General features: G+C 58.9%; 19 protein-coding genes and 1 pseudogene. 11 read left to right on the top strand and 9 right to left on the bottom strand.

All coding sequences use genetic code 11. The features are described 5' to 3' along the window. Positions 1-267 precede the first annotated feature (267 nt). The 3 genes from U1708_RS17745 to U1708_RS17735 all read right to left on the bottom strand — a co-directional run bounded on the left by U1708_RS17745 (position 268) and on the right by U1708_RS17735 (position 3,745). Entirely contained in the window at positions 268-1,662 is a 1,395-nt protein-coding gene (locus tag U1708_RS17745; protein WP_332747388.1) for a hypothetical protein, read from the bottom strand. Between the two features lie 53 nt (positions 1,663-1,715). After that, positions 1,716-2,597 carry a hypothetical protein gene (locus tag U1708_RS17740; RefSeq protein ID WP_332747387.1) on the bottom strand — a complete coding sequence of 294 codons (882 nt, stop codon included), beginning with the start codon at positions 2,595-2,597 and terminating at the stop codon, positions 1,716-1,718. A gap of 155 nt (positions 2,598-2,752) precedes the next feature. Further along, complete coding sequence (locus U1708_RS17735; protein WP_332747386.1) at positions 2,753-3,745, bottom strand: glycosyltransferase family 4 protein; 993 nt, start codon at positions 3,743-3,745, stop codon at positions 2,753-2,755. 198 nt (positions 3,746-3,943) lie between these two features. Here U1708_RS17735 and U1708_RS17730 point away from each other — a divergent pair. From U1708_RS17730 to rfbA, 5 genes and pseudogenes are all read left to right on the top strand, one after another. Further along, positions 3,944-4,943, top strand: a pseudogene (locus U1708_RS17730) (NAD-dependent epimerase/dehydratase family protein). 123 nt (positions 4,944-5,066) lie between these two features. Next, positions 5,067-5,645, top strand: a complete 579-nt coding sequence (gene rfbC, locus U1708_RS17725) for a dTDP-4-dehydrorhamnose 3,5-epimerase (RefSeq protein WP_332747384.1) — start codon at positions 5,067-5,069, stop codon at positions 5,643-5,645. Between the two features lie 10 nt (positions 5,646-5,655). Beyond that, positions 5,656-6,711, top strand: coding sequence for a dTDP-glucose 4,6-dehydratase (gene rfbB, locus U1708_RS17720; protein WP_332747382.1), 1,056 nt, complete (start codon positions 5,656-5,658; stop codon positions 6,709-6,711). Next, positions 6,708-7,619: a dTDP-4-dehydrorhamnose reductase gene (gene rfbD, locus U1708_RS17715; protein WP_332747381.1), complete on the top strand. Its 912-nt coding sequence runs from the start codon at positions 6,708-6,710 to the stop codon at positions 7,617-7,619. The genes rfbB and rfbD overlap by 4 nt, the downstream gene beginning before the upstream one ends. Continuing rightward, positions 7,616-8,494 carry a glucose-1-phosphate thymidylyltransferase RfbA gene (gene rfbA / locus U1708_RS17710; RefSeq protein ID WP_332747380.1) on the top strand — a complete coding sequence of 293 codons (879 nt, stop codon included), beginning with the start codon at positions 7,616-7,618 and terminating at the stop codon, positions 8,492-8,494. Before rfbD ends, rfbA begins: the two co-directional genes overlap by 4 nt. Positions 8,495-9,374: 880 nt before the next feature. Here rfbA and U1708_RS17705 read toward each other — a convergent pair. Next, the gene (locus tag U1708_RS17705) at positions 9,375-10,541 is read right to left on the bottom strand and encodes a nucleotide sugar dehydrogenase (RefSeq protein ID WP_332747452.1); all 1,167 of its coding nucleotides are present in this window, start codon (positions 10,539-10,541) and stop codon (positions 9,375-9,377) included. A 291-nt stretch (positions 10,542-10,832) separates the two neighbouring features. On the opposite strand from U1708_RS17705, the gene U1708_RS17700 reads away from it, so the two are divergent. Genes U1708_RS17700 through U1708_RS17690 form a run of 3 tightly spaced genes read left to right on the top strand, consistent with a single transcriptional unit; the run spans position 10,833 to position 12,360 of the window. Then, complete coding sequence (locus U1708_RS17700; protein ID WP_332747377.1) at positions 10,833-11,036, top strand: hypothetical protein; 204 nt, start codon at positions 10,833-10,835, stop codon at positions 11,034-11,036. 11 nt (positions 11,037-11,047) lie between these two features. Next, on the top strand, positions 11,048-11,401 hold the full coding sequence (locus U1708_RS17695; RefSeq protein WP_332747375.1) for a hypothetical protein: 354 nt from the start codon (positions 11,048-11,050) through the stop codon (positions 11,399-11,401). Further along, a complete protein-coding gene (locus U1708_RS17690; RefSeq protein ID WP_332747373.1) occupies positions 11,398-12,360 on the top strand; it encodes a tyrosine-type recombinase/integrase in 963 nt (320 codons plus the stop codon). The genes U1708_RS17695 and U1708_RS17690 overlap by 4 nt, the downstream gene beginning before the upstream one ends. Positions 12,361-12,585: 225 nt before the next feature. On the opposite strand, the gene U1708_RS17685 is transcribed toward U1708_RS17690, so the two are convergent. Together U1708_RS17685 and U1708_RS17680 are read right to left on the bottom strand one after the other, a co-directional pair. After that, the gene (locus tag U1708_RS17685) at positions 12,586-12,783 is read right to left on the bottom strand and encodes a hypothetical protein (protein ID WP_332747370.1); all 198 of its coding nucleotides are present in this window, start codon (positions 12,781-12,783) and stop codon (positions 12,586-12,588) included. A 220-nt stretch (positions 12,784-13,003) separates the two neighbouring features. Beyond that, the gene (locus U1708_RS17680; protein WP_332747368.1) at positions 13,004-16,126 is read right to left on the bottom strand and encodes a TonB-dependent receptor plug domain-containing protein; all 3,123 of its coding nucleotides are present in this window, start codon (positions 16,124-16,126) and stop codon (positions 13,004-13,006) included. A 1,099-nt stretch (positions 16,127-17,225) separates the two neighbouring features. Between U1708_RS17680 and U1708_RS17675 the strand changes: the two genes are divergently transcribed. Further along, on the top strand, positions 17,226-18,233 hold the full coding sequence (locus U1708_RS17675; RefSeq protein WP_332747366.1) for an NAD-dependent epimerase/dehydratase family protein: 1,008 nt from the start codon (positions 17,226-17,228) through the stop codon (positions 18,231-18,233). Positions 18,234-18,494: 261 nt separating this feature from the next. Here U1708_RS17675 and istB read toward each other — a convergent pair whose 3' ends face one another. The 3 genes from istB to U1708_RS17660 all read right to left on the bottom strand — a co-directional run bounded on the left by istB (position 18,495) and on the right by U1708_RS17660 (position 22,297). Next, positions 18,495-19,376: an IS21-like element helper ATPase IstB gene (gene istB / locus U1708_RS17670; protein WP_332747363.1), complete on the bottom strand. Its 882-nt coding sequence runs from the start codon at positions 19,374-19,376 to the stop codon at positions 18,495-18,497. Continuing rightward, complete coding sequence (istA, locus tag U1708_RS17665) at positions 19,373-20,623, bottom strand: IS21 family transposase (protein WP_332747361.1); 1,251 nt, start codon at positions 20,621-20,623, stop codon at positions 19,373-19,375. Before istA ends, istB begins: the two co-directional genes overlap by 4 nt. A 369-nt stretch (positions 20,624-20,992) precedes the next feature. Continuing rightward, positions 20,993-22,297, bottom strand: a complete 1,305-nt coding sequence (locus U1708_RS17660) for an exopolysaccharide biosynthesis polyprenyl glycosylphosphotransferase (RefSeq protein WP_332747359.1) — start codon at positions 22,295-22,297, stop codon at positions 20,993-20,995. 439 nt (positions 22,298-22,736) lie between these two features. On the opposite strand from U1708_RS17660, the gene U1708_RS17655 reads away from it, so the two are divergent. Further along, positions 22,737-22,838 (top strand): sugar phosphate nucleotidyltransferase, encoded by a 102-nt coding sequence (locus tag U1708_RS17655; RefSeq protein WP_332747357.1) that lies wholly within the window; start codon positions 22,737-22,739, stop codon positions 22,836-22,838. Between the two features lie 14 nt (positions 22,839-22,852). Then, complete coding sequence (locus U1708_RS17650) at positions 22,853-23,083, top strand: hypothetical protein (protein ID WP_332747355.1); 231 nt, start codon at positions 22,853-22,855, stop codon at positions 23,081-23,083. Positions 23,084-23,477: the final 394 nt, after the last annotated feature.

Below are 23,477 nucleotides of genomic sequence, written 5' to 3'. Positions count from 1 at the left end.
AGCTAAGACCATCACCCGCCAGATGCCCTCCGCCGGATGCAAACTTACGTCATCAGCTTCTGTCTGTTTGACAGCATGCCTGGAGAGGTTGCTCAGTTCGCGATGATACCGATTGGAACGGCGGGCCGTTTGCCACTTTCGTTTATCTTATTGTCGAGCATGTCGCTCGGCCGTCGGCTCACATACGGCTAGCGTTAGACGCTCGTGATGGTTGTCGCCCTTGACAGGGGGAGTAGCGCCGCGCCGGCACACGTCGCGCTTTGATCGTCAGCCCTTCCGGTACCTTGCTTGGATTGCCGGCACGAGAAGTTCGGTCCGTAACCCGACTATGTCCAGTGCGGCCACGGCCGCCACATAGACCAACCCGAGCACGGCGCCAAACAGCACTAGCCCAGCCACCCCCTCAAGCCGCGGCAGGACCGAATCGACCGCGACCACTGCGCCTGCGGCAAGCGCGATTCGACCAAGTTGTGACCAGGGCGGGCGGACACGGAGCACGGCGAGCGCGATAGCGACCGATGCGAGCAGCCCAGCAGCGGCGCTGCCCCAGAAAACGGTTAGCGGATTCAGAGCGGGGACGCCAACTAGTTCCGGCCCGTACAGCCCGAGCCCGCACAGCGCTAGCGACAGCGCCGCACCGGCGACCGAAAAACCTGCTTTCTTGAACGCGTAAAACAACGGGTCGAAAGCAAATAGCCGGATGCAGATGAGCCCAGCGCCCAGGGCACAAGGGCCGATCGAGGCGACAAAAACGGCCCGATAGGAGGGGCGCATCAGCACCTGCGCGACCTCGTTACCAAGCAACCAGACGAACAGCCCAACAGGAACCACCGCCGCGAAAGCCCAGGCGATCTGCTTGCGGTTTGCTCGCATGATGGTCTCGGCGTCGCCGGTATCGACTGCACTGAACGAATTCTGCATCGCGACGACATTGACGGCCAGCCCCGTCACAGCCAGTGCCTTCTGAGAGAGATCGGCGGCAAGCAGCGCGCCGGCTGCACCGCCTTTGCCAAGATGCGCGACCAAGGCCCATCGCACTAGTGTCGGTACAGCGTTGGCGATGACGCCCGAGACCGCGGCGAGCGCGCCATAGCGCGCTAGTATCGACCATTCGGTCCACCGCGCGCCCGTCGCGCCCGATGCCACAGGCCTATCCTTTCGTGAACGCCGGTCGATCGCCCGTGCGACCATTAGTGCGGTTCCGAACGAAACGCCGAGGGCTAGCGAGGTCCACCAGCCGCTCCCCAACGTAAGGCTTGTCGCCGCAACGAAGCCGATACTGAGCACCGCGCGGATGACCCAATTCCGGGCAAACGCGACATTCTCGCGTGCGGCACGGATGAAGGCCTGGTTGCCATCGAACGTGCCCTGACCGATAGCGAACAGGATCGCGCCTGCGTAGACCATCCACATATCGAATGGGAAGAACAGCCAGCTGACCGCGATAATAACCAACAACGCTAGAGTCAGGTATATATAACTGGCCACCAACACACGCTTGCGGTCGGCCGCCCCCGCTAGGCCAGGCGCTGAATACCGGAGCGTCGCAAGCCGGAGCCATTCGAACAGGACGCCGGTCATGAACTGGCCGGAGGCCCATACGAGCGAGAAGATCACATATTGCGAGGGAACGAGCACAAACGGCGTGATTAGCGAGATCAAAACCGATGTTGCGTTAGCGAACAGCACGGCTAATGGGACGAGCCACTCCTTCCTCATGGTGCGCCGACGACGGCTACCGACCGCGCTGACGCCGCAATCTGCGTCGCAAGCCTTTCGTAGAAACCCGTATTAGTAAGGGTGTCATCGTAGAAACGGCGCGCCCGGCCCCCGGCCTCTAACGCCTTCGGGAGATCGAGACCACGGATGTGATCGACACATTCCTCGATCGTTTGATACAGCGTTACAAAATCGAGCTGGTCGATCGTAGCGATCCAATCGCGCAGACAGTTGTTCTCGCTAATTATCACGGTTTTATTAGCGGCAAATGCTTGGATGCAGACGAGTTGACCGGACATGACGTCCGGATCGGCCAACGGCAGAAGCACCGCCTTGGAGTGTAGAATAAGGTCGGCGAACCTGTCGCCATATGCATCGTAATGGACTGCGACGTTCTTGCTAAAACTGATCCTCGCCACGTCATCGAGACGGCAGGCTACGACAAATCGCTCCGCCGGCAGCGTCACCGCAATAGCGGCGACGTCAGCATATTTACGGTTGCCGCTACCACCCGCAAAAATATATTCACCTGATATGCCCGAGTTTCGGTGCAAATCGATATAGGGGTAGGTGAGGTCGAGCTCGTTTAAAAGCTCAATCCGATTTCGGTACTCAGTTATGTTAAGCTTGCGAAAAAGATAATCACTAGACGACATGAAGTAAGATTTCTCGCTGGCTATAACCATTCCTGTGAATTGTTTCTCTACAATTCTACCAACAAAACTTTTGCGTTTTTTAGCTATGATATAATAAACAATATACGATCGTCTAAGTATTGGGAGGACGGTAATAATTGCATAGTAATACAGGCCGATATACTGCTGCCAAAAGAATATCTTATCGTAATTTCTTCCTCGAAATGCTGCAAACCACGCCATTTTAAAATAGTGCCAGTGTCGCCTACTCGTCGCAACGCCTAAGGATACCTTACTGATTCGATAGTCGATTAGAATCGACCCTCCCGCAGCCTCTAACGCTTTCGACAAGCGCTCTGGATCGCCGCCATCGCCCACATATAGCACTCGGAGTACAGTCATTGCGCTTCCCCCGCACCGGACAACATTCCGGCGTATAGTGCGGTTAGTCTACGCGTTGCAGCCTCCTGACTAAGGTCTTTGGAAAGAAAGCCGGCGCGTACTGCTGCTCGGTCACATGGCGCATTTAGACTGCGATCAACGAGATCGGCGAGCGCGGGGGGGTCAAATCGTTCGGCAACGTAACAGTACGGCACGCCGTCCAGCATCTCTTCAACATTGCCGACGTTCGTCGCAACCACTGGTAGGCCAGCGCAAAGCGCCTCCTTCACCGAATTCGGTGAGCCTTCATAGTCGGAGCACAGCAGGTGCAAGTCCGCCGCGTTGAAGAAGTCGAGAACTTTGCTACGCTCTTGGTTGACCATTACCAGTTCGCGGATATCCCGGTCCGGGCAACGCTCTCGCAACAGCTTTAACGTATCGACAAAGCGGTCGTAGCGCTTCTGTGGCCGGTGCTGGTCCTTGGAGCTGACGAACATCAAATAGGTCGCAGCCGGATCGAGATCTAGGCGCGAGCGTGCTGCAAGCTTTGACGTCACATGAAACTCGTGCTCGTTCACGCCGTTAGGCAAGTGTACGAACTTCTGCTTGCCGCGAAACTGAGGTGGGATCGGACTTTTAAAGATTACCCGATCGGCGATGCGCACGCCAAGGTTGCAGAGCGCGATCTGCACGGGCTTCAAGGGGATCTCGACTTCGTGTAGCCAATCGTTCTGGAACGACACAACTACTGGCGTGCGGACCCGCGCCAGTCCGGCAACGATCGCCGAATAGACATGGTGGCAATGGATAACGTCATAGCTCGTCGCAGCCTTGCGCAACCGGCCGACCGCCTCCCAATACGCTTTCTTGCCCTCGCTTCTCGCATTTATGAACAGCACGTCAGCCTGCACTCCGGAGCGATTCAGCGCAGCAATCTGTTCCTTTACGAAAACCCCAAATTCTGGAAGTTTTGGAAACGGGAAGGCATTGGTTACGTGCAGGATTTTCATCGAAACTCCAGGTGTCGCACGCGATGGCGCGACGCTGACTGGGCACCGGAAGTCGTGAAGCATCCGACTCCGACGCCCCGAGGCGTATTAATATTCCATTGTGCGATGCGAAGAAAAGCGTCAAGCGGGAGCCGTTGGGGTCGCCGCAGACTGCCACAAGACTAAGGTTACGGATTTTGCGGCACGGGGGCAGTAGCAATGGCTATCTTAGTAACTGGTGCGGCTGGGTTTATTGGTATGCATGCTGCTTGCGTTGCTAGCTCGCGGCGATACCGTGATTGGTATCGACGATCTCAACAATTACTATCCGGTGTCGCTCAAGCGGGATCGGCTGGCCGCCATCGCGACCGCAACCGGTGGCGAGCGCTTCCACTTCCACGAACTTGATTTTGCCAATGCAGCAGCGCTGGACGCAGCACTTGCAGGCTACGAAATCGACCGGATCGTGCATCTCGGCGCACAAGCAGGGGTACGCTATTCGCTCGAAAACCCCCGCGCCTATGTCGCGTCGAATCTCGCCGGTCATGTAAATATGCTCGAGCTGGCGCGCGAACGCGGTGTGGCACATCTGGTCTATGCGTCGTCGTCGTCGGTTTACGGTGCGTCAAAGACTATACCGTTCCGCGTCGAGGACCGCGTCGATTGGCCAATATCACTCTATGCGGCGACCAAGCGGGCCGACGAACTGATGAGCGAGACCTACAGCCATTTGTTCCGCCTCCCTCAAACAGGGCTGCGCTTCTTCACGGTCTATGGTCCGTGGGGCCGGCCGGACATGGCGATGTGGCTTTTCACCGATGCGATCCTAGCAGGTCGTCCGATCAAGGTGTTCAACCATGGCAAGATGCAGCGCGATTTCACGTATATTGATGACATAATTGCTGGAATAGTCGCTACGCTCGATAATCCACCGCCGGACGACGGCACGGCAAAGGCGGGCGGCAGTGTATCGCCGCACAGGCTTTACAATATCGGCAATAATCAACCGGAGGAACTCGAGACGCTGATCTCGGTGCTGGAGGAGGCGCTCGGTAAAAAGGCAGTTCGCGAGTATCTGCCGATGCAGGCAGGCGACGTGCCTATGACATATGCCGACATTACGGCGATCAGTGGCGAGCTTGGCTTTGCGCCAGCCACGCCGATCACGGACGGTATTCCGCGCTGGGTGCGATGGTATCGAAATTATACGCAGCGTTAAAATTCGGTCGACCTATTTCCACAGGATCATCCTTGGTAGGCAACATCCCCCGAGTTGTCGTCAAGTGTCCATATATCGAGAACAGGTGATGACACAGAGGCGGGGTTCGCAAGGAGCGATTGAATGACCATATCTCAAAACCCGGTCAATATGATCACCCCCAAGCGCTTCGGCGACAGCCGCGGCTGGTTCACCGAAGTTTATTCGGTGCCCGCCTTCGAAAAGCTCGGCATCACGTGCACCTTCGTGCAGGACAATCATTCGCTGTCGGTGCCCGCGTTCACGCTCCGCGGGCTGCATTTCCAGACGCCGCCACGCGGCCAAGACAAGCTGGTGCGGTGTGTTCGCGGACGGATCTTCGACGTCGCGGTCGACATCCGCAAGGGCTCGCCGACCTACGGCCGGTGGGTAGGGGCCGAGCTGTCGACCGAGAACGGCCACCAATTGTTCATCCCGATCGGCTTCGCGCACGGCTTCGTGACGCTGGAAGACAATTGCGAAGTCAGCTACAAATGCTCGGACACCTACGCACCCGAGAGCGATGGTGGCATCCGCTGGGACGATGCCGCAATCGGCATCGAATGGCCGATGCCCGCTGGCACCACGCCTGAGCTTTCGGCCAAGGATGCGGTCCAGCCGCTGTTCGCCGATTTCGACAGCCCCTTTTCCTATGACGGCCGCCCGCTGGCGCCGCTCGCCTGAAGGACAGACCATGCGCATCTTCGTCACCGGCGGGGCCGGCTTCATCGGCTCGGCTCTCGTTCGTCACCTGATCGAGAACACTGATCATGAGGTCCTGAACTTCGACAAGCTGACCTATGCCGGCACGCTGTCGACGGTCGAGCACATCGCGACCTCGAACCGTTACCGGTTCGTCCAGGGCGATATCTGCGACTCCGAGGCCGTCAAGGCGGCGATCGCTGAGTTCAAGCCCGAGATCGTCACGCATCTAGCTGCCGAAAGCCATGTAGACCGTTCGATTGACGGACCCGGCGCGTTCGTCCAGACCAACGTCGTCGGCACCTTCACGATGCTCAGCGAAGCCCGCGCCTATTGGCTCGGTCTAGACGACGAGGCGAGAGCGGCGTTCCGCTTCCATCACATCTCGACCGACGAGGTCTATGGTTCGCTTGGCGATACCGGGCTGTTCACCGAAGAGACGGCGTACGATCCGCGCTCGCCTTACTCGGCATCGAAGGCAGGCTCCGACCATCTCGTCAGTGCCTGGGGTCACACGTTCGGGCTGCCGGTGCTGATCACCAACTGCTCGAACAATTACGGGCCGTATCACTTCCCCGAAAAGCTGATCCCGCTGATGATCGTCAAGGCGCTCGCGGGCGCAGATCTGCCGGTCTACGGCAAGGGCGACCAAGTCCGCGACTGGCTGTTCGTCGAGGATCACGTTCGTGCGCTGCATGCGGTATTCGAAAAGGGTGAGCCTGGCCGGACCTACAATGTCGGCGGAAACAACGAAAAGCAGAACCTCGAGGTCGTGAAGACCGTCTGCACGATCCTCGACCGTCTGCGCCCGCGCACCGATGGTCAGTCGTATGCGACGCAGATCACCTACGTCGCCGACCGTCCCGGTCACGACAAGCGCTATGCGATCGACGCGAGCCGCATCAAAAATGAGCTTGGCTGGGAGCCCGTCGAGACGTTCGAGACAGGTATTGAAAAAACCGTCGCCTGGTATCTCGACAATCAGGATTGGTGGGAAGCCATCGTCGCCGAGCACAAGGCTGACCAGCGCCGCGGGCTTTCGGTATGAGCGACGTGAAGCAGATCCTCGTCACCGGTGGTAACGGCCAGCTCGGTACCGAGCTGAAGCGCTACGCCTGGCCGGAAGGCTGGACGGTCACCGCGATCGACATCGACGAACTCGATCTGCGCGATACCGCAGGGATTACCGCGATGGTTGCGTCGCAGCCTTGGGCAGCGGTCATCTCAGCTGGTGCCTACACCGCCGTCGACAAGGCCGAGAGTGACATCGTTACTGCTTGGGCCGTCAACGCGATGGCGCCTGCGGCTTTCGCGGAAAGCTGTGCCAAAGCTGGCATCCCGATTGTCCAGGTCTCGACCGATTACGTTTTCGACGGCACCCGCTACGGCGCGTGGGAGGTGACCGATCCGGTTGCGCCCCTCGGCGTGTACGGCGCCTCGAAGCTTGGGGGTGAGCTCGCGGTTCGCACGTCGGGTGCACGGTACGCGATTGTCCGCACCGCCTGGGTGGTCAGCGCACACGGCAACAACTTCATTAAGACGATGCTCCGCGTCGGCGCGACCAATCCGACGTTGCGGGTGGTCGACGACCAGCATGGTAGCCCGACGTCAGCCTCCGACTTGGCAGCCGCGCTCGCAAAAATGACGATGCGTCTCGTCGAAGATCTTACCGCACCGACCGGTACGTATCACTTCAGCAACGCCGGCGCGGTGACCTGGGCAGGCTTCGCCCGTGAGATCTTCACACAAAGCGCCGTACGCGGTGGTGCCAGCGCCGAGGTGCAGGGCATCACCACCGCCGAATACCCGACACCAGCAACGCGGCCGGCCAACTCGCTACTCAGCCACGACGCGATCATCTGTGACTACGGCATTCATCCGTCAGCGTGGCAGACCGCGCTCGGCAAAATCCTCGACGAACTGCTCGGGGCACCCAGCAAGGAGACACGCGCGTGAAGGGCATCATTCTCGCTGGCGGTTCGGGCACGCGCCTCCATCCGGCGACGCTAGCGGTCAACAAGCAGCTGTTGCCGGTCTACGACAAGCCGATGATCTATTACCCGCTGTCGGTGCTGATGCTCGCCGGCATCCGCGACATCCTGATCATCTCCAGCCCCGAATATATTGGCAACTACAAGAACCTGTTCGGTGACGGGTCGGCTCTCGGCCTGACCATCGCCTATGCCGAACAACCCAAGCCCGAGGGCCTTGCCCAGGCGTTCACGATCGGTGCGGACTTCATCGGCGATGACAATGTCGCGCTGGTGCTCGGCGACAACATCTTCTTCGGCGCGTACCTGACCGACCTGCTGGCGAGCGCCGTTGCGCGCAAGAGCGGCGCGACGGTGTTCTCCTACCGTGTCGAGGATCCCCAGCGTTACGGCGTGGTCGAGTTCGGCGAAGGCGGCAAGGCGATCAGCCTCGAGGAGAAGCCCGAGGCCCCCAAGTCGAACCACGCGGTCACCGGCCTGTATTTCTACGACAATCGCGTCGTTCAGCTCGCCAGAGATCTGAAGCCGTCAGCGCGAGGCGAACTCGAGATTACCGATCTCAACCGGCTCTACATGGATGCCGGCGACCTGTTCGTCGAACAGATGGGCCGCGGCTATGCCTGGCTCGATACCGGCACGCACGACAGTCTGCTTGAGGCTAGCGAGTTCGTCCGGACGATCCAGCACCGTCAGGGCATCCAGATCGCGTGCCTGGAGGAGATCGCATTCCACCAAGGCTTCATCACCATCGATCAGGCGCGCGAGGCCGGCGAACGGTTCAAGAAGACCAATTACGGTAAGGCAATCCTGAACGCGATCGCGGACAGCAAGGCGCCGTGACTGGTCCGATACGCTGACAGCCTGCAGTATTTAGATATAGTGAGCCTGTGAGCGGCGGTGATTGAACGGTCATCTTCGTGCACAGGCTCGCGGCCTGCAGGCTATATGCTGCTATAAACCAGGGCGAGGGAAACGGGCTATTTAGTCGTAAGTCGGGCGAAGCAACGCCATGAAGTCCTGTTCTGATCGACCAGGCAAGTTCTACGGTGTCGGTGGTGACGGACTGCGCGGTATGAGCGAGCCGTCCACATCACTGTGGTTGCCTGCACTGGCCGGCGTGACGTGGAGCGGCAGCAGATAGCCCGGCGTATCAATGGCAACGTAGATCTCGAGCCTTTTTGTGTTTTCCCCGTCATAGCCGGAACGCTCGCCATCGCTGGGTAGGCGCGCTAGTAGATCGAAGGCGCCGCCCCCGTATTCGACCAGCCGCTTGCCAACTACTTCTATGTCGAGCGACCGCGGCTACTGCTCATCCCAATCGCTGCAAACCTCGCAGACGAGATGGCAATCGTTGACCGGGCCGTATGCCAAGCGCGAAGCGATGCGCTAATCGTCCGGTCGTTCGATCCGTGCTCAGGCTCGGTCGAGCTTGCCTTAGAGCGCTGGACGCTCCGGAAAACACTGGCACGCGCCGATGAAGCTTTTGTGCGGTGGGATCAGGCGCTTTGGCTTGCACCGGATCCGTATCACGCCAGCGTACGACACGAATGCTTCCGGCTAGATGAGGCAATGCTCCGGTCGGGCGCCGCTCCTTGGGGCGATTCCTGGAACAACGATGGGGACTGGCGGAGGCTGCGGCTTGGAAGGCGCGCTTCCTAAGTGCGCGATAAGGGAAGGGGATAGCAGCGGCTACCGTCGTCCCCTAGCTACGTCATGAGGTTCAGTCCGATCCGAACAGATCTCGGGTAAAAACCTTTTCCGCCACGTCTTCTATCGCAGAGGTCATGCGATTTGCAACAATAATGTCGCTTTGCCGTTTGAAATCTTCAAGATCACGGATCACTTCGGATCCAAAAAACTGGTCTTCAATCAACGCTGGCTCGAAGATCACGACCTTTATGCCCTTTGCCTTAATACGCTTCATAATTCCTTGGATAGACGACTGGCGGAAATTATCTGATCCAGCTTTCATCACTAGTCGAAATATTCCGACCTTAGTCGGGCGCTTCGTGATAATCTGATCAGCCAAGAAATCCTTGCGCGTGCGGTTGGCATCGACGATCGCACGAATCAAGTTCTGCGGCACTTCGGAATAATTAGCCAGCAACTGCTTGGTGTCCTTAGGCAAGCAATAGCCGCCATAGCCGAAGCTCGGATTGTTATAGTGCTCGCCGATTCGCGGATCGAGGCAGATGCCATCGATGATCTGGCGCGTGTCCATGCCTCCTGCGATCGCATAGCTGTCCAGCTCGTTAAAGAACGCTACCCGCATTGCGAGATAGGTATTGGCGAACAGCTTGATTGCCTCGGCTTCGTTGGCGTCTGTGAAGAGGACCTCGACATCGGCCTTCTCCGCACCCTGCAAAAGCAGGTCTGCGAAGATCTGCGCCCGTTCAGAGCGCTCGCCGACAATGATCCGCGACGGATGCAGGTTGTCGTATAGCGCGCGGCCTTCACGCAGGAATTCCGGACTGAAGATGACCTGGTCGGTGCCGAAGCGCGCGCGGACGCCCTTTACGAAGCCAACGGGCACGGTTGACTTTACGACGATTATCGCATTGGGATTCAAGTCGATCGACATCCGGATCACCGCTTCGACCGACGACGTGTCGAACTTGTTCGTGTCAGCATCATAGTTCGTTGGCGTCGCGATAATTACATAGTTTGCTCCGGCCAGAGCTTGGTGAGTGTCGAGCGTTGCAGTGAGGTCGAGTTGCCTCGTCTCCAGAAACATTTCCAGTTCCGCATCGACAATTGGCGACGTCCGCGCGTTAAGCATATCGACGCGCTCGGTTGTAATATCGACGGCAACGACTTCATTGTGCTGTGCAAGAAGCACGGCGTTGGAAAGCCCGACGTAGCCAAGACCAAATATTGCGATCTTCATAGCGATCTGATCCATTCTTGATCATGGCAGAAAGGTTGGAATGCGTTTTGTCGAGTCCTCGAGTCTTTGCTCATTCTCATCATGTGGCCCCCGCCGCGCAGTAGCGTCGTCACTCCATTAAGGTAAGACCCGTCAACGCGTTTATGCTGCATTTGCACAATGAGTGCGCGTTCATTCTTTCCATGCGATTAAGAATGGCAGTTCTGGAGGGCTGGCATATCACTCCAAAGCGACAGCGACGACATATGATAATGTCCTTTATCGTATGTAGGAGACGGGGTAGCATCGCTCATGATCTACCGCGTCCAGCTCGTGCCCCAGCCGATCGTCATCGACGCTGATGGCCTGCCCGTTGCTAACTCGCACGTCGTCGAGATCACCTTCCCCGGCGACACGATTGAAACCGCCCTTGGTCGCGTGAACACCATCGTCGGGGCCGGTGTCGCGAAGATCCTCGTTGGCGACGCCACGGTCCGCGGGGTCCCGCTATGCTAGGACACCGCACGTTGCGTAGCCTGGCAGAGGGCAACGTCGTCAAAGCGGTCTCGCAAGCCGGCCTGGTTCTGGCGATTGCGGGTCGCGAGCGCGCGGCATCCTGGGCGACGATTGGCTCGGTCGTTGCGGGTGTGGCAGTGAATGGCAACGGGGAGATGTTCGTGCTCGCGCTGGTTGTCGACGACGACGATGCCAGCAAGCTGTTCACCGTGGCCGAGACCGAAAGGATCTGGCCGGAGCTGACCACAATGCTGCCGATCGGGTTGCCGACAATCGCGCCGTTCGAGCACTGGGGTGCTGCGTTGGCCGACAAACCCGGCGTCGTGACGCTGTATGAGCGTCCTGTCCCAGCTGTCACGTCATGATGCAGGCCATCACCTTGGCGCCCCCCGCCCTGGTGCTACCCGCGCTGGTGGCATCGGCTGACGAACGCGGCCAACGCCGTTTCCTGGAGTTCTTCGCCGTTACGATCCGCAATGCGCATACGCGCCGTGCCTATGCGCGCGCAGCCGGTGAGTTTCTGGGCTGGTGTGACGCACGCGGGGTCACATCGATCGCAGGCGTGCAGCCGCTGCATGTCGCCGCATGGGTCGAGCAGCTCGGTCGCGAAGTCAGTGTGCCAACCGTCAAGCAGCGGCTCGCCGGTGTGCGACATCTGTTCGACTGGCTGGTCACCGGCCAGGTTATCCCGACGAACCCGGCCGCCTCAGTGCGGGGCCCCACGCACAGCGTCCGGCGCGGCAAGACGTCGGTGCTCGCGCCCGACGAGGCGCGGCGCCTGCTGGACGCGATTGACGTAACGACGCCGGCCGGTTTGCGTGATCGGGCGCTGATTGGCCTGATGGTCTATTCGTTCGCACGGATCGGCGCCGCGCTGGGGATGCGTGTCGAGGATGTGTTCGTGCAGAACCGGCGCCTATGGGTGCGTCTGCATGAGAAGGGCGGCAAGCGGCATGAGATGCCGTGTCACCATAATCTGGAAGAGTATCTGAGCGCCTATCTCGACGGGTGCGATCTACGTGAGGATCGCAAAGGGCCGTTGTTCCGAACAATCGCGCGCGGGACTAAGCGATTAAGCGATACACCTCTGCCGCAGGCAAATGCTTTCCAGATGGTGCGTCGTCGTGCCGTTGCGGCCGACATCGAGACAGTGATCGGCAACCACTCGTTCCGGGCGACCGGGATCACCGCTTACCTGAAAAATGGTGGAACGTTGGAGCGGGCCGCGACGATGGCGAACCATGCCTCCACCCGCACTACCCAGCTATATGATCGTCGGTCTGATGACGTAACGCTGGACGAGGTGGAGCGGGTACTGATTTAACTTAAAAGCTAACAGGAGCGAAGAGTTAACCTGCGTCTTCTTCTAGCTTGGGCCACCTTGACCACATCGACGAGCAGGCGAGCTTCATGCGTCATCCCCCGTGCCCTTGCGGAGCGTGACGTTGTTTTTCGCTGTGGTGAAGGCTCCAGTGGTTAGAAGGCGAATTGGACCGTATTGGCTGCTATGAAGTCCCTGGACCTGGATGGGGAGAAGCTGATGCCTTGGTTAGAAATCGCGCTCGGGTTTGCCTCTACTGGCGTTGTCGGCCTTGCCGTCATCGCGATACGCTCTCGCCAGCAGCAGAAGATGCAGCTGCACCGAAGCCAAAATAAACGCCTTGAGGAGGCTCAGTTGACGCGCGAATGGGAGGATCTGCAGGCGCGCCTGCGCGGATCGACGCCCGTATAACAGCGACCAGATCATGCGTCATCTCTTACCGCGACCGTTAGGCCGGTGCTCAACTGTTGCTCTCATGGCAGTTTAGACGGCGAGCCCCGCGTTCTTAGGCGTTTAGGCTGGCTGTTCCCGCCAGTCCCATCACCCCGTCTGTAAGGCTTCTAGTGGTGGATAGGAGTGAAAGATTAGATATCCCGGGGTCTCGATCGACATGGATCGGGACCCCGGGATCAGATGTCTGATGTTATTATAGCCGCAGGGACACACCTGCGACGAGCTGCCGCCCGAGCAAATCGTACCCCATCACGGTATTGCCGCGGAGCAACCCGATCCGCGAACGGCTATCCGGAATGAGGGGTGGATCGCGGTCGAACACGTTGTTCGCCGCAAGCCGGAACGTCATCTGCTTGTTGATGTCGAAGCTCAGCGCGACGTCGATCCAGTTGTACGAACCCACGCCTGGATACTGATCGCGTAGTGCGCTTGCGTCCTGCGCTGGGATGCCGGTGTCTGCAGGCGCATAGTTGTCGAGTGGCATCGCGCCACGGTGACGCCAGTTGACAGACAGGCTGGTCGTGCGATCGGGCGCTGTCCAGGTGGTGCGGAGTTGGTGAGCCCAGCGCGGCATGCTTTCACCGCACAGGTTGCCGAAATACCCCACGCAGTCCCGCGGTTCGATCGTCGGCGACGATTGCGAGCCGACACGAGTCATCAGGGTACCGTTGAAGCTCATGTCGAGCCGCCCAACGGGGCCCAGGCCGACGGCATACTGCCCCTGGAAATCCCAGCCGTGCGACTGGGACTTGTAGCCATTGGCCGAACCGCGTGCGACCCAACCTGTTGCCGGGCTGGTCGCAGGCGAACTGGACAGCGTACCGGTGTCGGGATTGCGAACGATGCCGCGGCAGAAATACTCGTTCCCGGTGGCCAGACACTCGCCGATGATGTTTTGCGGCTGGAGGAAGTCGAGCTGGTCCTTCAGGTCGATCAGCCAACGGTCGATCGATACCGTCAGGCCGGGCAAGAAGCGGGGGCGCAGCACGACGCCGAACGTCTTGGTGTAGGCACTTTCCGGCGTCAGGTTGAATCCGCCCTCACGCACGGTGCATCGATCGTCCGGGCAGATCAGCGAGGCGCTACCGTAGAGATTGTCGGGAAGGCCGGTGTTGCGGCATTGTTGCAACGTCGCGGATGGCGCGAGGCGCCCGCCATTGGGGTTCGACGGATCAACCTGCGGCGCACAAGGGTCGGAATAAAAACCCTGGTTCCAGAAAATGTTGGCTGCACCCTGCGCGGTGCTGACGCCCGGTGCGGCTTGGGACTTGTTATAAGACGCACGCAGAGTGATGTCGGACACCGGCGACCAGAGGCCCTCGACCTTCCAGGTATCGAACTTGCCGTCGAGCCGGTTGTACTGCGACACGCGGTAGCCTGCATTGACTTGCAACAGCTCTGCGAACGGGCGGTGTTCGATTAGCGGCGCCTGTATCTCGGCATTGGCCTCTAGGATGCTCTGGGTGAAGCGCTGGTTCTCGCCGCCATTGTTCTGCTGGAAGATCTCGTTGACGATCGTGCGTTCCATCTCCTCGCGATATTCGGCACCCAGAGCGATCGCGATGCCCTGTTCGGCAAGCGGCGAAGTGACGCCGTATTTACCCAGGTCGCCGCTGACGGTGCCGACGAACTGCAACAGCCGCGGAATACGCGTGCTGACCCCACCGGTCGCGCCGCCATACAGATACTGGTTTAGTGCGGCGTCCTGATTGAACGGTGCGAACGCGTTGAAGGGCACGCATGACGGATCGGTACCGTTGACGACTGCACGACAGGTCGGCGTACCGTTGACCCGCACGACGTCGAGCGAGCGGTTGATGTTGTCGTAGCGCGCTAACGGCACGTCGATGGTGTCGAGGCGTGCGCGAGAGATCATGCCTGCGAGATCGTAGGACCATACATTGTTTAGCCCGCGCCCGCGCAGTCCTGCGACGATCCGGTACCCCTCGTTGGTGAAGCGCTGCTGCACCAGAGGCAGTCCGTCGAAGCGATAGCGGACGTCGATCGGAGCATATTGCCCGGCGATGCCGGCATTGTCGCCGCACAGATCGCGTGCTTGGGAGCTCGACAGGAACGCGTTGTCGCAATTCACTCGGAACGGATCCGTGCCATACGCGCCGAAGTTGAAGGTGCGATTAAGCTGCGTGTTGTACGATTTGTCGCGGTAGAACAGCCCGTTGCCATAAAGCTCGATGTCGTCGCTGATCTTCGCGGTCAGGAAGCCGCCAAGGTTGATGCGATCGAAGGCGCGCTGGACCGCCCAATTGTCATACGGGTTGGCAGACGTGCCCGGTGGTCCGCTGTTGATCGGAATGAAGGTGCCGTTGCCGTTGGGGTTGTTGACCAGGATCTGGCCGGCGCGCGGTCCCGACTGCGGAATGATCGTGCCCGCCGGCGTGAAGCTGGCGCGCGAACAGCCGAGGGGCGAGGTGTTGGTCGGCTGTACCGCCTCGCAGACTGAATACGAACGATCGCCCAGCTCGACCGGATTGGACTGGCGATAGTTGACGAAGCCGGTGATGTTCACCCGGTCGCCGAACAAATTGGCGCCCGCCGCCAGGCTCACGTCCGAGCGGCCGCCATCGTTGGTTAATCCGCGCTTGGCATTGAACCCCGCACGGTCCGCAGCCTCAGTGACGGCGTTGCTGCCATTGTCGTGGTTGAAGAAGCTGTAGTTCGCGTCGAGACGGATGCCTTCGAAGTTCTTCTTCAGGACAAAGTTGACGACGCCTGACACCGCGTCCGAGCCGTAGACGGACGAGGCACCGCCGGTCAGCACGTCGATCCGCTCGACCAGCGCGTTAGGGATGATGCCAACGTCGACTGTGTTGGCCAGTCCGATGCGAAGGCCGTCGATTAACGTCAGCGTCCGCTCATACCCCAGGCTGCGCAGCTTGATGCGCTGGCGACCTTCGGAATCGCTGAAATTCTGTTCCGAGTTCACCTGGACCTGCGGCAGACGGTTCAACACCTCCTCGATCGTCGTCGCGCCTTGCGCGGCGATTTCCGCAGCGGTCGTCGTGACGATCGGCGCGGCAGACCGGTTGTTCGGACGCGTGATGCGCGTACCGGTCACGACGACGTCCGACCCTTCGCGCTGTTCCCCGGTACGTGCCGTATCCGCAGCCAGCTTGGCAGACGCGACGGGATCGCCGATCGCGGTCTGTCCGTCCTGCGCAACGTCGCCAGCACCTGTATTCAATGCCTCTCTATTCGGCACCCCCGCATCCGACGACTGGGCCTTGGCTTGAGCCGGCAACGCAATCAACGCGGCCACACAACATGTCGTGGTCATCAACGCCCTGAACAACACCATTCTATCACCCCCTATGTTGCCGATCTGCTCCCATGGATGATGCTGCGCGATATCGACTGCTGCCGACCCTGTTCGGAAGCAGTCGGTGAACAGTATGTCGCTCGGTTCATCGGGATCTCTTGCCCCGTGACCTCGTCGACAGTGTTCGGCAGTACCATCCGGATCCTCGGACTGACACATGCTGTCACGTCTGCAATATCAAAACAATACCAATGTTGCTGAAAACCGAAGGTGGTATGGCATTTTGTGTCTTCATGGTCATGATCGGTATCGATCGCGATACTTAGGCTCTGTCGTTTGCTCCAGATCGCGGTCCATCCACCTAGAACTGCCCCAATCACACCCTTGCAAAGTTATCATCGTCGCGGCGCTGCCGTCGTGTTGGCTTTAATGACCTGTATCGTGACAAAGGCGGATGTGAAGCGGCATACGCTACGAGTAGACTCGTAGTATACCATGATGTTGCTATAGAAAAGCTTCCTCTCTTGAGATCAGAGATCTGCAACCATGTCGATTCTGTCGAGAGATGAAAGTCGCATCAGTGATGTTCATTCCGTCATGAACTTACAAGGGGGCGGAAAGGGTATAGCATTTTTATTGTCGAAAAGCAGGTGACGCCTGCCGACCTTATTCAGCTTGTTGGGAAACGTAAGAACAAGCACGGAATCATTGTTTTCGCGTTGAAGTGATATATAAATGTGTTGGCAGAACGGTATATTTGCTTTAATGTGCAGGTCTGTCGCAGTTCGACTTCGCGTTTTGGATCTTTGACTAACGTCCGTTCTGGGCGAATTCTGCCACCGTTGACAATGGTGTTTCGTGTCAGGCCTACCTGCGCGGATCGTTTGCCTTGGCGTATGCGGCTATTTCAGTGCCTCCTTACGAAGGGGTGCCGAGCATCAGGGCAAAATGCGGTCGACCGAGGTCTGCCTTGACAGCGCGTTCGCGCGTTCGAGGTCCGCTGCTGGTTGTAGGGCGCCTGGCCCTGCACCTTGGAACGCGGTCCCGGCTGCTTGGGCGAGTTACCTGGAGGGTGCCGATGCCGCTTGCCGGGCGGGACGGACGTTCCGTAAGGCCTGAGCGATACAGGAGACACCTTATGCGCGTTCTCGTTACCGGCGCGGCCGGGTTTATCGGCTTCCACGTCAGTCGTCACCTCCTCGCTCGCGGCGACACAGTGCTCGGTATCGACAGCCTCAACGATTATTACGACGTCACGCTGAAGCATGCGCGACTGGCCGAGCTTGGCAAAAATGACGCCAACTCAAACGAGGGCTTCACCTTCAGGCAGGTAGATTTTTCCGATCACGTTGCGCTCGACGCCCAGCTTGACGGTGAACATTTCGACCGCATCGTTCATCTCGGCGCGCAGGCCGGCGTCCGTTATTCGATCGAGAATCCGCGTGCCTATCTCCAGGCCAATCTTGCCGGGCATCTCAACATAATCGAGATCGGGCGCCACCGTCGGGTCGAGCATCTCGTCTACGCATCGTCGTCCTCGGTATATGGCGGCAACGACACCCTGCCATTCCGCGTCGAGGACCGCGTCGACCAGCCCTTGTCGCTCTATGCTGCCACCAAGAAGGCGGACGAGCTGATGAGCGAGACCTACGCGCATCTCTACCGCCTGCCGCAGACCGGGCTGAGGTTCTTTACCGTGTATGGCCCCTGGGGTAGGCCCGACATGGCGATGTGGCTGTTCACCAAGGCGATCTTCGACGGCCGGCCGATCAATGTGTTCGGCAAGGGCCGGATGCGGCGCGACTTCACCTATATCGACGACATCGTTGCTGGCGTTATCGCGTGCCTGGACAATCCCCCCGTCGACGACGGCGTGGCTAAGGCAGGTGGAAGTACAAGCCCGCACAGCATCTACAATATTGGCAACAGTCGCTCCGAAGATCTTAGCGAAATGATCTCGGTAATCGAGCAAGCCTGCGGCCGTACTGCAACGCGTTGCCTGCTACCCATGCAGCCTGGCGATGTGCGCGACACTTTCGCAGACATTGGGGCGATCCAGCGTGATCTTTGTTTCGAACCGCGGACGACCATCGCAGAAGGCGTGCCGCGGTTTGTGAAATGGTATCGGAACTACTATAGAGTTTAATTATCGCGGCATATCACGACAGTGCTTGGACCGGTATTTTCCATACGCGGTATAAGGGCTGCGTAACCGGGCCGAATGGCGAGGAGCCGACGTTTAATTATCGTAAGACATTTACTCTCACTTTGTCGAGCTTCGTATTCCACTGCGAACTGCGAACCGTCCCTGTACAGTGTCCCGACCCGTTATTTGCCGATTGGCTGTCAACGTCGGTGGAATATTCCCCGGAAGTGGCGAAGTAATGTTCCCCACTTTTGCGGTACGTCAGGTGCTGTGAGGTTGTTGGCTGGCGCCTCCGTTTTTAGGCGGACGGCCCCGCCGTTTGGGTTCGGCCAGACCTGACGACGCGGTGGCAGCTGCTGGGCGAATATTCTCGGGCAGGAGATCTGCGTGGCGGCGCAGGCGGTAGCTCGAGCCTTCGATCTGGAGGACGATGGCATGATGAAGCAGGCGGTCGAGCAGCGCGGTCGCAACGACTGGGCTTCCGAAGATTTCGCCCCATTCGGCAAAGCCGCGGTTTGAGGTGAGGATCATCGAGCCCTTTTCGTACCGCGCGTTGACGAGTTGGAAGAAGAGGTTTCCTCCGCCCGGCACAACGGGCAGGTAACCAATCTCGTCGACGATCAGCAGCGCGGGACGACAGTAGAAACGGATCCGCTCGCGCAGCGTGCCTTCGCGCTCAGCCTTGGCAAGCGCGTCGATCAGATCGGCCAAGGGCAGGAAGTACACGCTCTTGCCGGCTTTGACGGCTTCGACGCCCAGCGCAGTCGCGAGATGGCTTTTGCCGGTGCCGGGCGGTCCGAGGAGATGGACGACCTCGCACCGGTCGACGAAGTTCAGTTCGGCGAGCGCCATGATACGCGATTTGTCGAGCGAGGGTTGGAACGAGAAGTCATACCCGGCCAACGTCTTGATCGAACCGAGCCTGCCCATCACCAGCGCCGTTTTGATGCGGCGGTTTTCGCGGAATGTAAGCTCTTCGAACAGCAGCTGCTCGATCGCCTCGAGCGCGGTGATCTCGCCGTGGTCGAGCCTGCCGATACAGGCGTCGACCACCTCGATCGCCCGTGGCATTTTCAGCCCGACCATGCTGGTCTTGATCCGGTCGAGCAGGGACGTTTTAAGATCCGGGAGAAAGGCGCTCATGCGACAATCCCCGTTGCGGCAAGCCGACGTCCAACCGCTTCGTAGATATCGAGCGGACGCAGCGCGACGAGGTCGCCGTTGAATGCAGGTGAGATTGGCACCTGCATTCGTGAACTTCTGGAAACCCGGTGGCCTTCGAGCAGGGACCGCTGCCGCCTGCCGTCCAACATCGGATGGCAGGCGATAAGCCGGTCGTCCTCGAAGATCCTGATCTCGTCGGCCATGCTGTGGACCTCGACTATGCGCCGGCGTGTGGCGTCGGGAACCGAGTAATAATTGCCGCCAACGCTCACCATGCCCTCAGAGCTGATCCGGCGATCCAGCTTGAGAACTGCGCCAAATGGAATGAGTGGCAACGGTAGCAGCGTCGGCTTCTCTTCGGCGAAAGCCTCGTTCACGACCCGGCTGGTCGTCGCATGCAGGCGGGGGTTTGCGACGTCGCTCAGCCATGCTTTGAACTGCAGATTGAGGTCGTCGAGATCGCGGAAGATGCCGCCGAGGAAGAAATCCTCGCGGATGTACCGGAACGGCCGCTCGACCTTGCCCTTGGTCTCCGGTCGATAGGGACGGCAGGCCTTGGGCAGGAAGCCGTAATGCTGCGCCAGATCGCCAAGCGTACGGTTGTAGATGACCTGCCCGTCGGCATCCTCACCGATTACCGCGGTTTTCATACGATCATACAGGATCTGGCGCGGCACGCCGCCGAAGGCTTCAAACGCCGCCTTGTGGCAGGCAAGTACCGTCTGCATTGTCTGGCGATGGGCAAAGCGCCCCCAGATCAAACGCGAGTAGCCAAGGACCATCGAGAACAGCCAGACGATATGCACGACGCCAGGCTCGGCTGTGAAGCTGACGCGGAACTGGGCGAAGTCGACCTGGGCCTGCTCTCCGGGTAGAGTCTCGAAGCGAACGGCATACGCTTTGCCGCCACCGGCAGGGCGTAGCGCGCGGACCTCGTCGCGCACCATGCTGTAGCCACCTGCGTAACCGCGTCCTGCGATTTCACGGTGCAGGCGTTGCGCCGTCAGCCCCGGATACTCAACGAGCCGCGCCCGCAGATAAGCAACGTGTGTGTCTATGACACGCGTCCGTGGTTGCCGTGGACCGTAGCAAGGCGGCTCCAGGCCTCTCGCGATGTATTTGCGGACCGTTTTACGGTCGACCCCCGCCTGCCGAGCGATAGCGGCCACCTTCAACCCTTGCCGGTGTAAATCCAGGATCATCATCAGATCTCCAAGCTTCTTCATCGCGACGGCCCCCTGGTCGGGGGAGCATGCACGAAAGAAGTGGGGAATATTCAAACGCCACTTATGGGGAGAATTGCACCGCCAATGACAATTGGCGGGTTAGTCCACGTGTGTTTTATCGTTCGGAAACCGACTATTGACGTCTGAAGGGTGCACAGCTCCTGCCCACGGCGTTAAATAAAAGTGACGTTGTTACTTGTCGGGGCATTGGCGTCGTCGGCTCCGCTCCTCGTTATGCAGGTAGCGGCACATGTCCACCTCCAGTCGCGCAGCGGTTGCGTCCATCGCACAATCATCGCTCGGATTGCCGCTACGTCTTCCTTTAGTCTGGGGAGCGCTACGCTGCGGTTGAGAAGCTCACCGTAAACTTCAGTAGGCATTCCGATGAAGCAGGACACGGAAGGTACGGACGATGATCTTTAAATCACGCCAAATTGACCAATTTTCTAAGTACTCTAAATCGGCTTGCAAGCGGTTCTCAAGGTCTGCCTCGATCAATGTGGCACCGCGGTATCCGCGAACCTGAGCTAGGCCAGTAAGCCCTGGTTTAGTAGCATGACGATGCCAGTATCGGTGATCGACCTCCCAGAAAAGCTTGTCAGCTGCACGGGATCCTAGTGCATGCGGCCGAGGGCCAACTATGCTCATTTCGCCTGTTAATACGTTCAGGATCTGTGGCAATTCGTCGATGCTGGTGCGTCGTATGAATCGGCCGACTTTGGTGACACGATCGTCTTCGCGTTGGGTCGAACGGTGCCCCGCACCGTCGGATCCATCAACGCGCATGCTACGGAATTTTCTTATTCGAAACATCTTATTGCTCCGACCGATCCGAGTCTGCATGAACAGCACAGGACCAGGGGTATCCCGTTTTATCAAAATAGCAACGGCAACGAACAAAGGTAGCAAGATAACTAAGGCAGCGCCGGCAATCACAAGGTCAAAAATACGTTTGATAATCCGATCAACCAGTCCAAGCGGGCCGGTTGCAACTATAAAGGTGGGCGTTCCCCCGTAGCTTGCAATGCCCAGCGGAGAAAGGGAATGCAATTCAGGCGCAAATATCTCACCCTGAATGTTCGCTCCCTTTAAGGCATGCGCCCATGCAATACGACGTTCGGGGTTGCAGGCAACGATAACCCGATCGGCGTGTGCGAGTGACGTAGCTAATCGGTCATACATGACCGGATCGTGACTTTCTGGATCAAATGCACCATTTGTTGACATAACGATAGAGTAGGCTCCTTGTGGAACTAGAGCGTCACCATCACGGAGTAGAACTACGCTGAACGGATTTCCACCTATAACCTTTTCCATATGTCGGGCAAATAGATATCGTCCTATAGAAAGCGTTAATACTACAAAAATAGATCCTATTAATACAACGAGACGAGGAAATATATCTGACGTTTTCAATGCAAATGCAGCGATTATGGCTGCGCATAATGCTAATAGGAACGCCTGCAAGCCCTTCGCGATCGCCCGAAAAGGATCCTGAGCGTTAAAAGCCGAATAGCCGTGAGCATTAATCGCCGCGATTACATAGATTGGTAACATTACGAGCAGAAAGAATGCCCAATTTGAAGTACCCAGGAAGTAATCGCGTAGCAGCGCGGCAAGGCTGAAGCTTAGGGTTATACACCCCAGATCAAGCGTCAGCAGCGCTAATACCATACGTATGCGCAGCGTGGATGCACGTGGACGCCAGCTTTTACGAGCTACACGTGCGTCCGTAACGGGAGCGCCTTCCGAATGTTTAATACTCAACCCACACCTTCAAATCAAATCGGAGGGGGATACCACCCGACCGAGGTTGCTGATACTCCGTTAGACCGACTTGGGTTTATGAGAAACCGCTATTGCGCGCAGGGGGCGGGTAAGGAGCTTGAGAGGCACCGTAGTTGACCCAATACCCGCGTGCTCGATTGCAGGCGCATGACTGACGGTACGGCTAAGGCTGCAACGATCGTAAGGGTCGCGGCCGTGTTCCGTGTTGGATCGTTGGGTAAGGGGATCCCGACGATGCGCTTATCGTTCGTCGACCGCTAGCACGGCATTGGCCGGTTGGCGTGCGAAGCTGCCACGTTATAGCTCGGCGCCAGCAGGAGGCTTCATGACCGTACGTAAGATCGTTCCGGTTATTCTTTCAGGCGGCTCGGGCACGCGCCTGTGGCCGATGCCGCGGCCCGAGATGCCCAAGCAGATGCTGGCCTAACCGCGGACAAGACGATGCTGCAGCTTACGACGGGGCGGGCGTTCGGCGAGCGCTTTGTCGCACTGATCGTCGTCGCGAACGCTTGTCATGCGGACCTAGTCGAGCAGCAACTGACGGACGCGGGCGCGACACTGCAGGGCGCTGATTCGAGACCCGATAGGTCGCAATACCGCACCGGCCATCGCGCTTGCGATTACGCCTGGAACGTCGGGATCTTCCTGTTTCTAGCCGATGCCTATCTTTAGGCCTTGGCGCAGTTCGACCCGGGCATCCTGACTGCCACGTAGAAGGCGATGCACAAGGCGCGTACCGAGGGCTCGCGGATCTACCCTGACGCGGTCGCGTTCGGAGCCTTGCTCGACGATTCGATCGATTACGCGGTCATGGAAAGGCCGACCGCGTCGCGGTCGTGCCGGTCGCGATGGGCTGGAACTACGTCGGCAGCCGAGATGTGCTCCTGCGCTCCACGCGATCAGCGAATTCGATGCCGACGGCAACGCGCATCGCAGCGACGGCAACGTGGTACGCCTCCGGTAGCGGCCGCCTTGCCGGTCAGGCGAAGGACCGGTCTTAAGCGCGCTCTGAAGAGTACGCTTAGGAGTAGGTGTTGTGGGTCAGATCACGGTTTTTGGCGGGCCT

Source organism: Sphingomonas arabinosi (assembly GCF_036663715.1).
Lineage (GTDB): Bacteria > Pseudomonadota > Alphaproteobacteria > Sphingomonadales > Sphingomonadaceae > Sphingomonas.
This window is presented reverse-complemented; position numbering and strand designations above follow the sequence as displayed.

Coding starts and splice junctions, on each gene's coding strand:
- U1708_RS17740 (WP_332747387.1), bottom strand. CDS start 2,597: ATGGCGTGGTTTGCAGCATTTCGAGGAAGAAATTACGATAAGATATTC.
- U1708_RS17735 (WP_332747386.1), bottom strand. CDS start 3,745: ATGAAAATCCTGCACGTAACCAATGCCTTCCCGTTTCCAAAACTTCCA.
- rfbC (WP_332747384.1), top strand. CDS start 5,067: ATGACCATATCTCAAAACCCGGTCAATATGATCACCCCCAAGCGCTTC.
- rfbB (WP_332747382.1), top strand. CDS start 5,656: ATGCGCATCTTCGTCACCGGCGGGGCCGGCTTCATCGGCTCGGCTCTC.
- rfbD (WP_332747381.1), top strand. CDS start 6,708: ATGAGCGACGTGAAGCAGATCCTCGTCACCGGTGGTAACGGCCAGCTC.
- U1708_RS17705 (WP_332747452.1), bottom strand. CDS start 10,541: ATGAAGATCGCAATATTTGGTCTTGGCTACGTCGGGCTTTCCAACGCC.
- U1708_RS17700 (WP_332747377.1), top strand. CDS start 10,833: ATGATCTACCGCGTCCAGCTCGTGCCCCAGCCGATCGTCATCGACGCT.
- U1708_RS17690 (WP_332747373.1), top strand. CDS start 11,398: ATGATGCAGGCCATCACCTTGGCGCCCCCCGCCCTGGTGCTACCCGCG.
- U1708_RS17685 (WP_332747370.1), bottom strand. CDS start 12,783: ATGATCTGGTCGCTGTTATACGGGCGTCGATCCGCGCAGGCGCGCCTG.
- U1708_RS17680 (WP_332747368.1), bottom strand. CDS start 16,126: ATGGTGTTGTTCAGGGCGTTGATGACCACGACATGTTGTGTGGCCGCG.
- U1708_RS17675 (WP_332747366.1), top strand. CDS start 17,226: ATGCGCGTTCTCGTTACCGGCGCGGCCGGGTTTATCGGCTTCCACGTC.
- istB (WP_332747363.1), bottom strand. CDS start 19,376: ATGAGCGCCTTTCTCCCGGATCTTAAAACGTCCCTGCTCGACCGGATC.
- istA (WP_332747361.1), bottom strand. CDS start 20,623: ATGAAGAAGCTTGGAGATCTGATGATGATCCTGGATTTACACCGGCAA.
- U1708_RS17660 (WP_332747359.1), bottom strand. CDS start 22,297: ATGGTATTAGCGCTGCTGACGCTTGATCTGGGGTGTATAACCCTAAGC.
- U1708_RS17655 (WP_332747357.1), top strand. CDS start 22,737: ATGACCGTACGTAAGATCGTTCCGGTTATTCTTTCAGGCGGCTCGGGC.
- U1708_RS17650 (WP_332747355.1), top strand. CDS start 22,853: ATGCTGCAGCTTACGACGGGGCGGGCGTTCGGCGAGCGCTTTGTCGCA.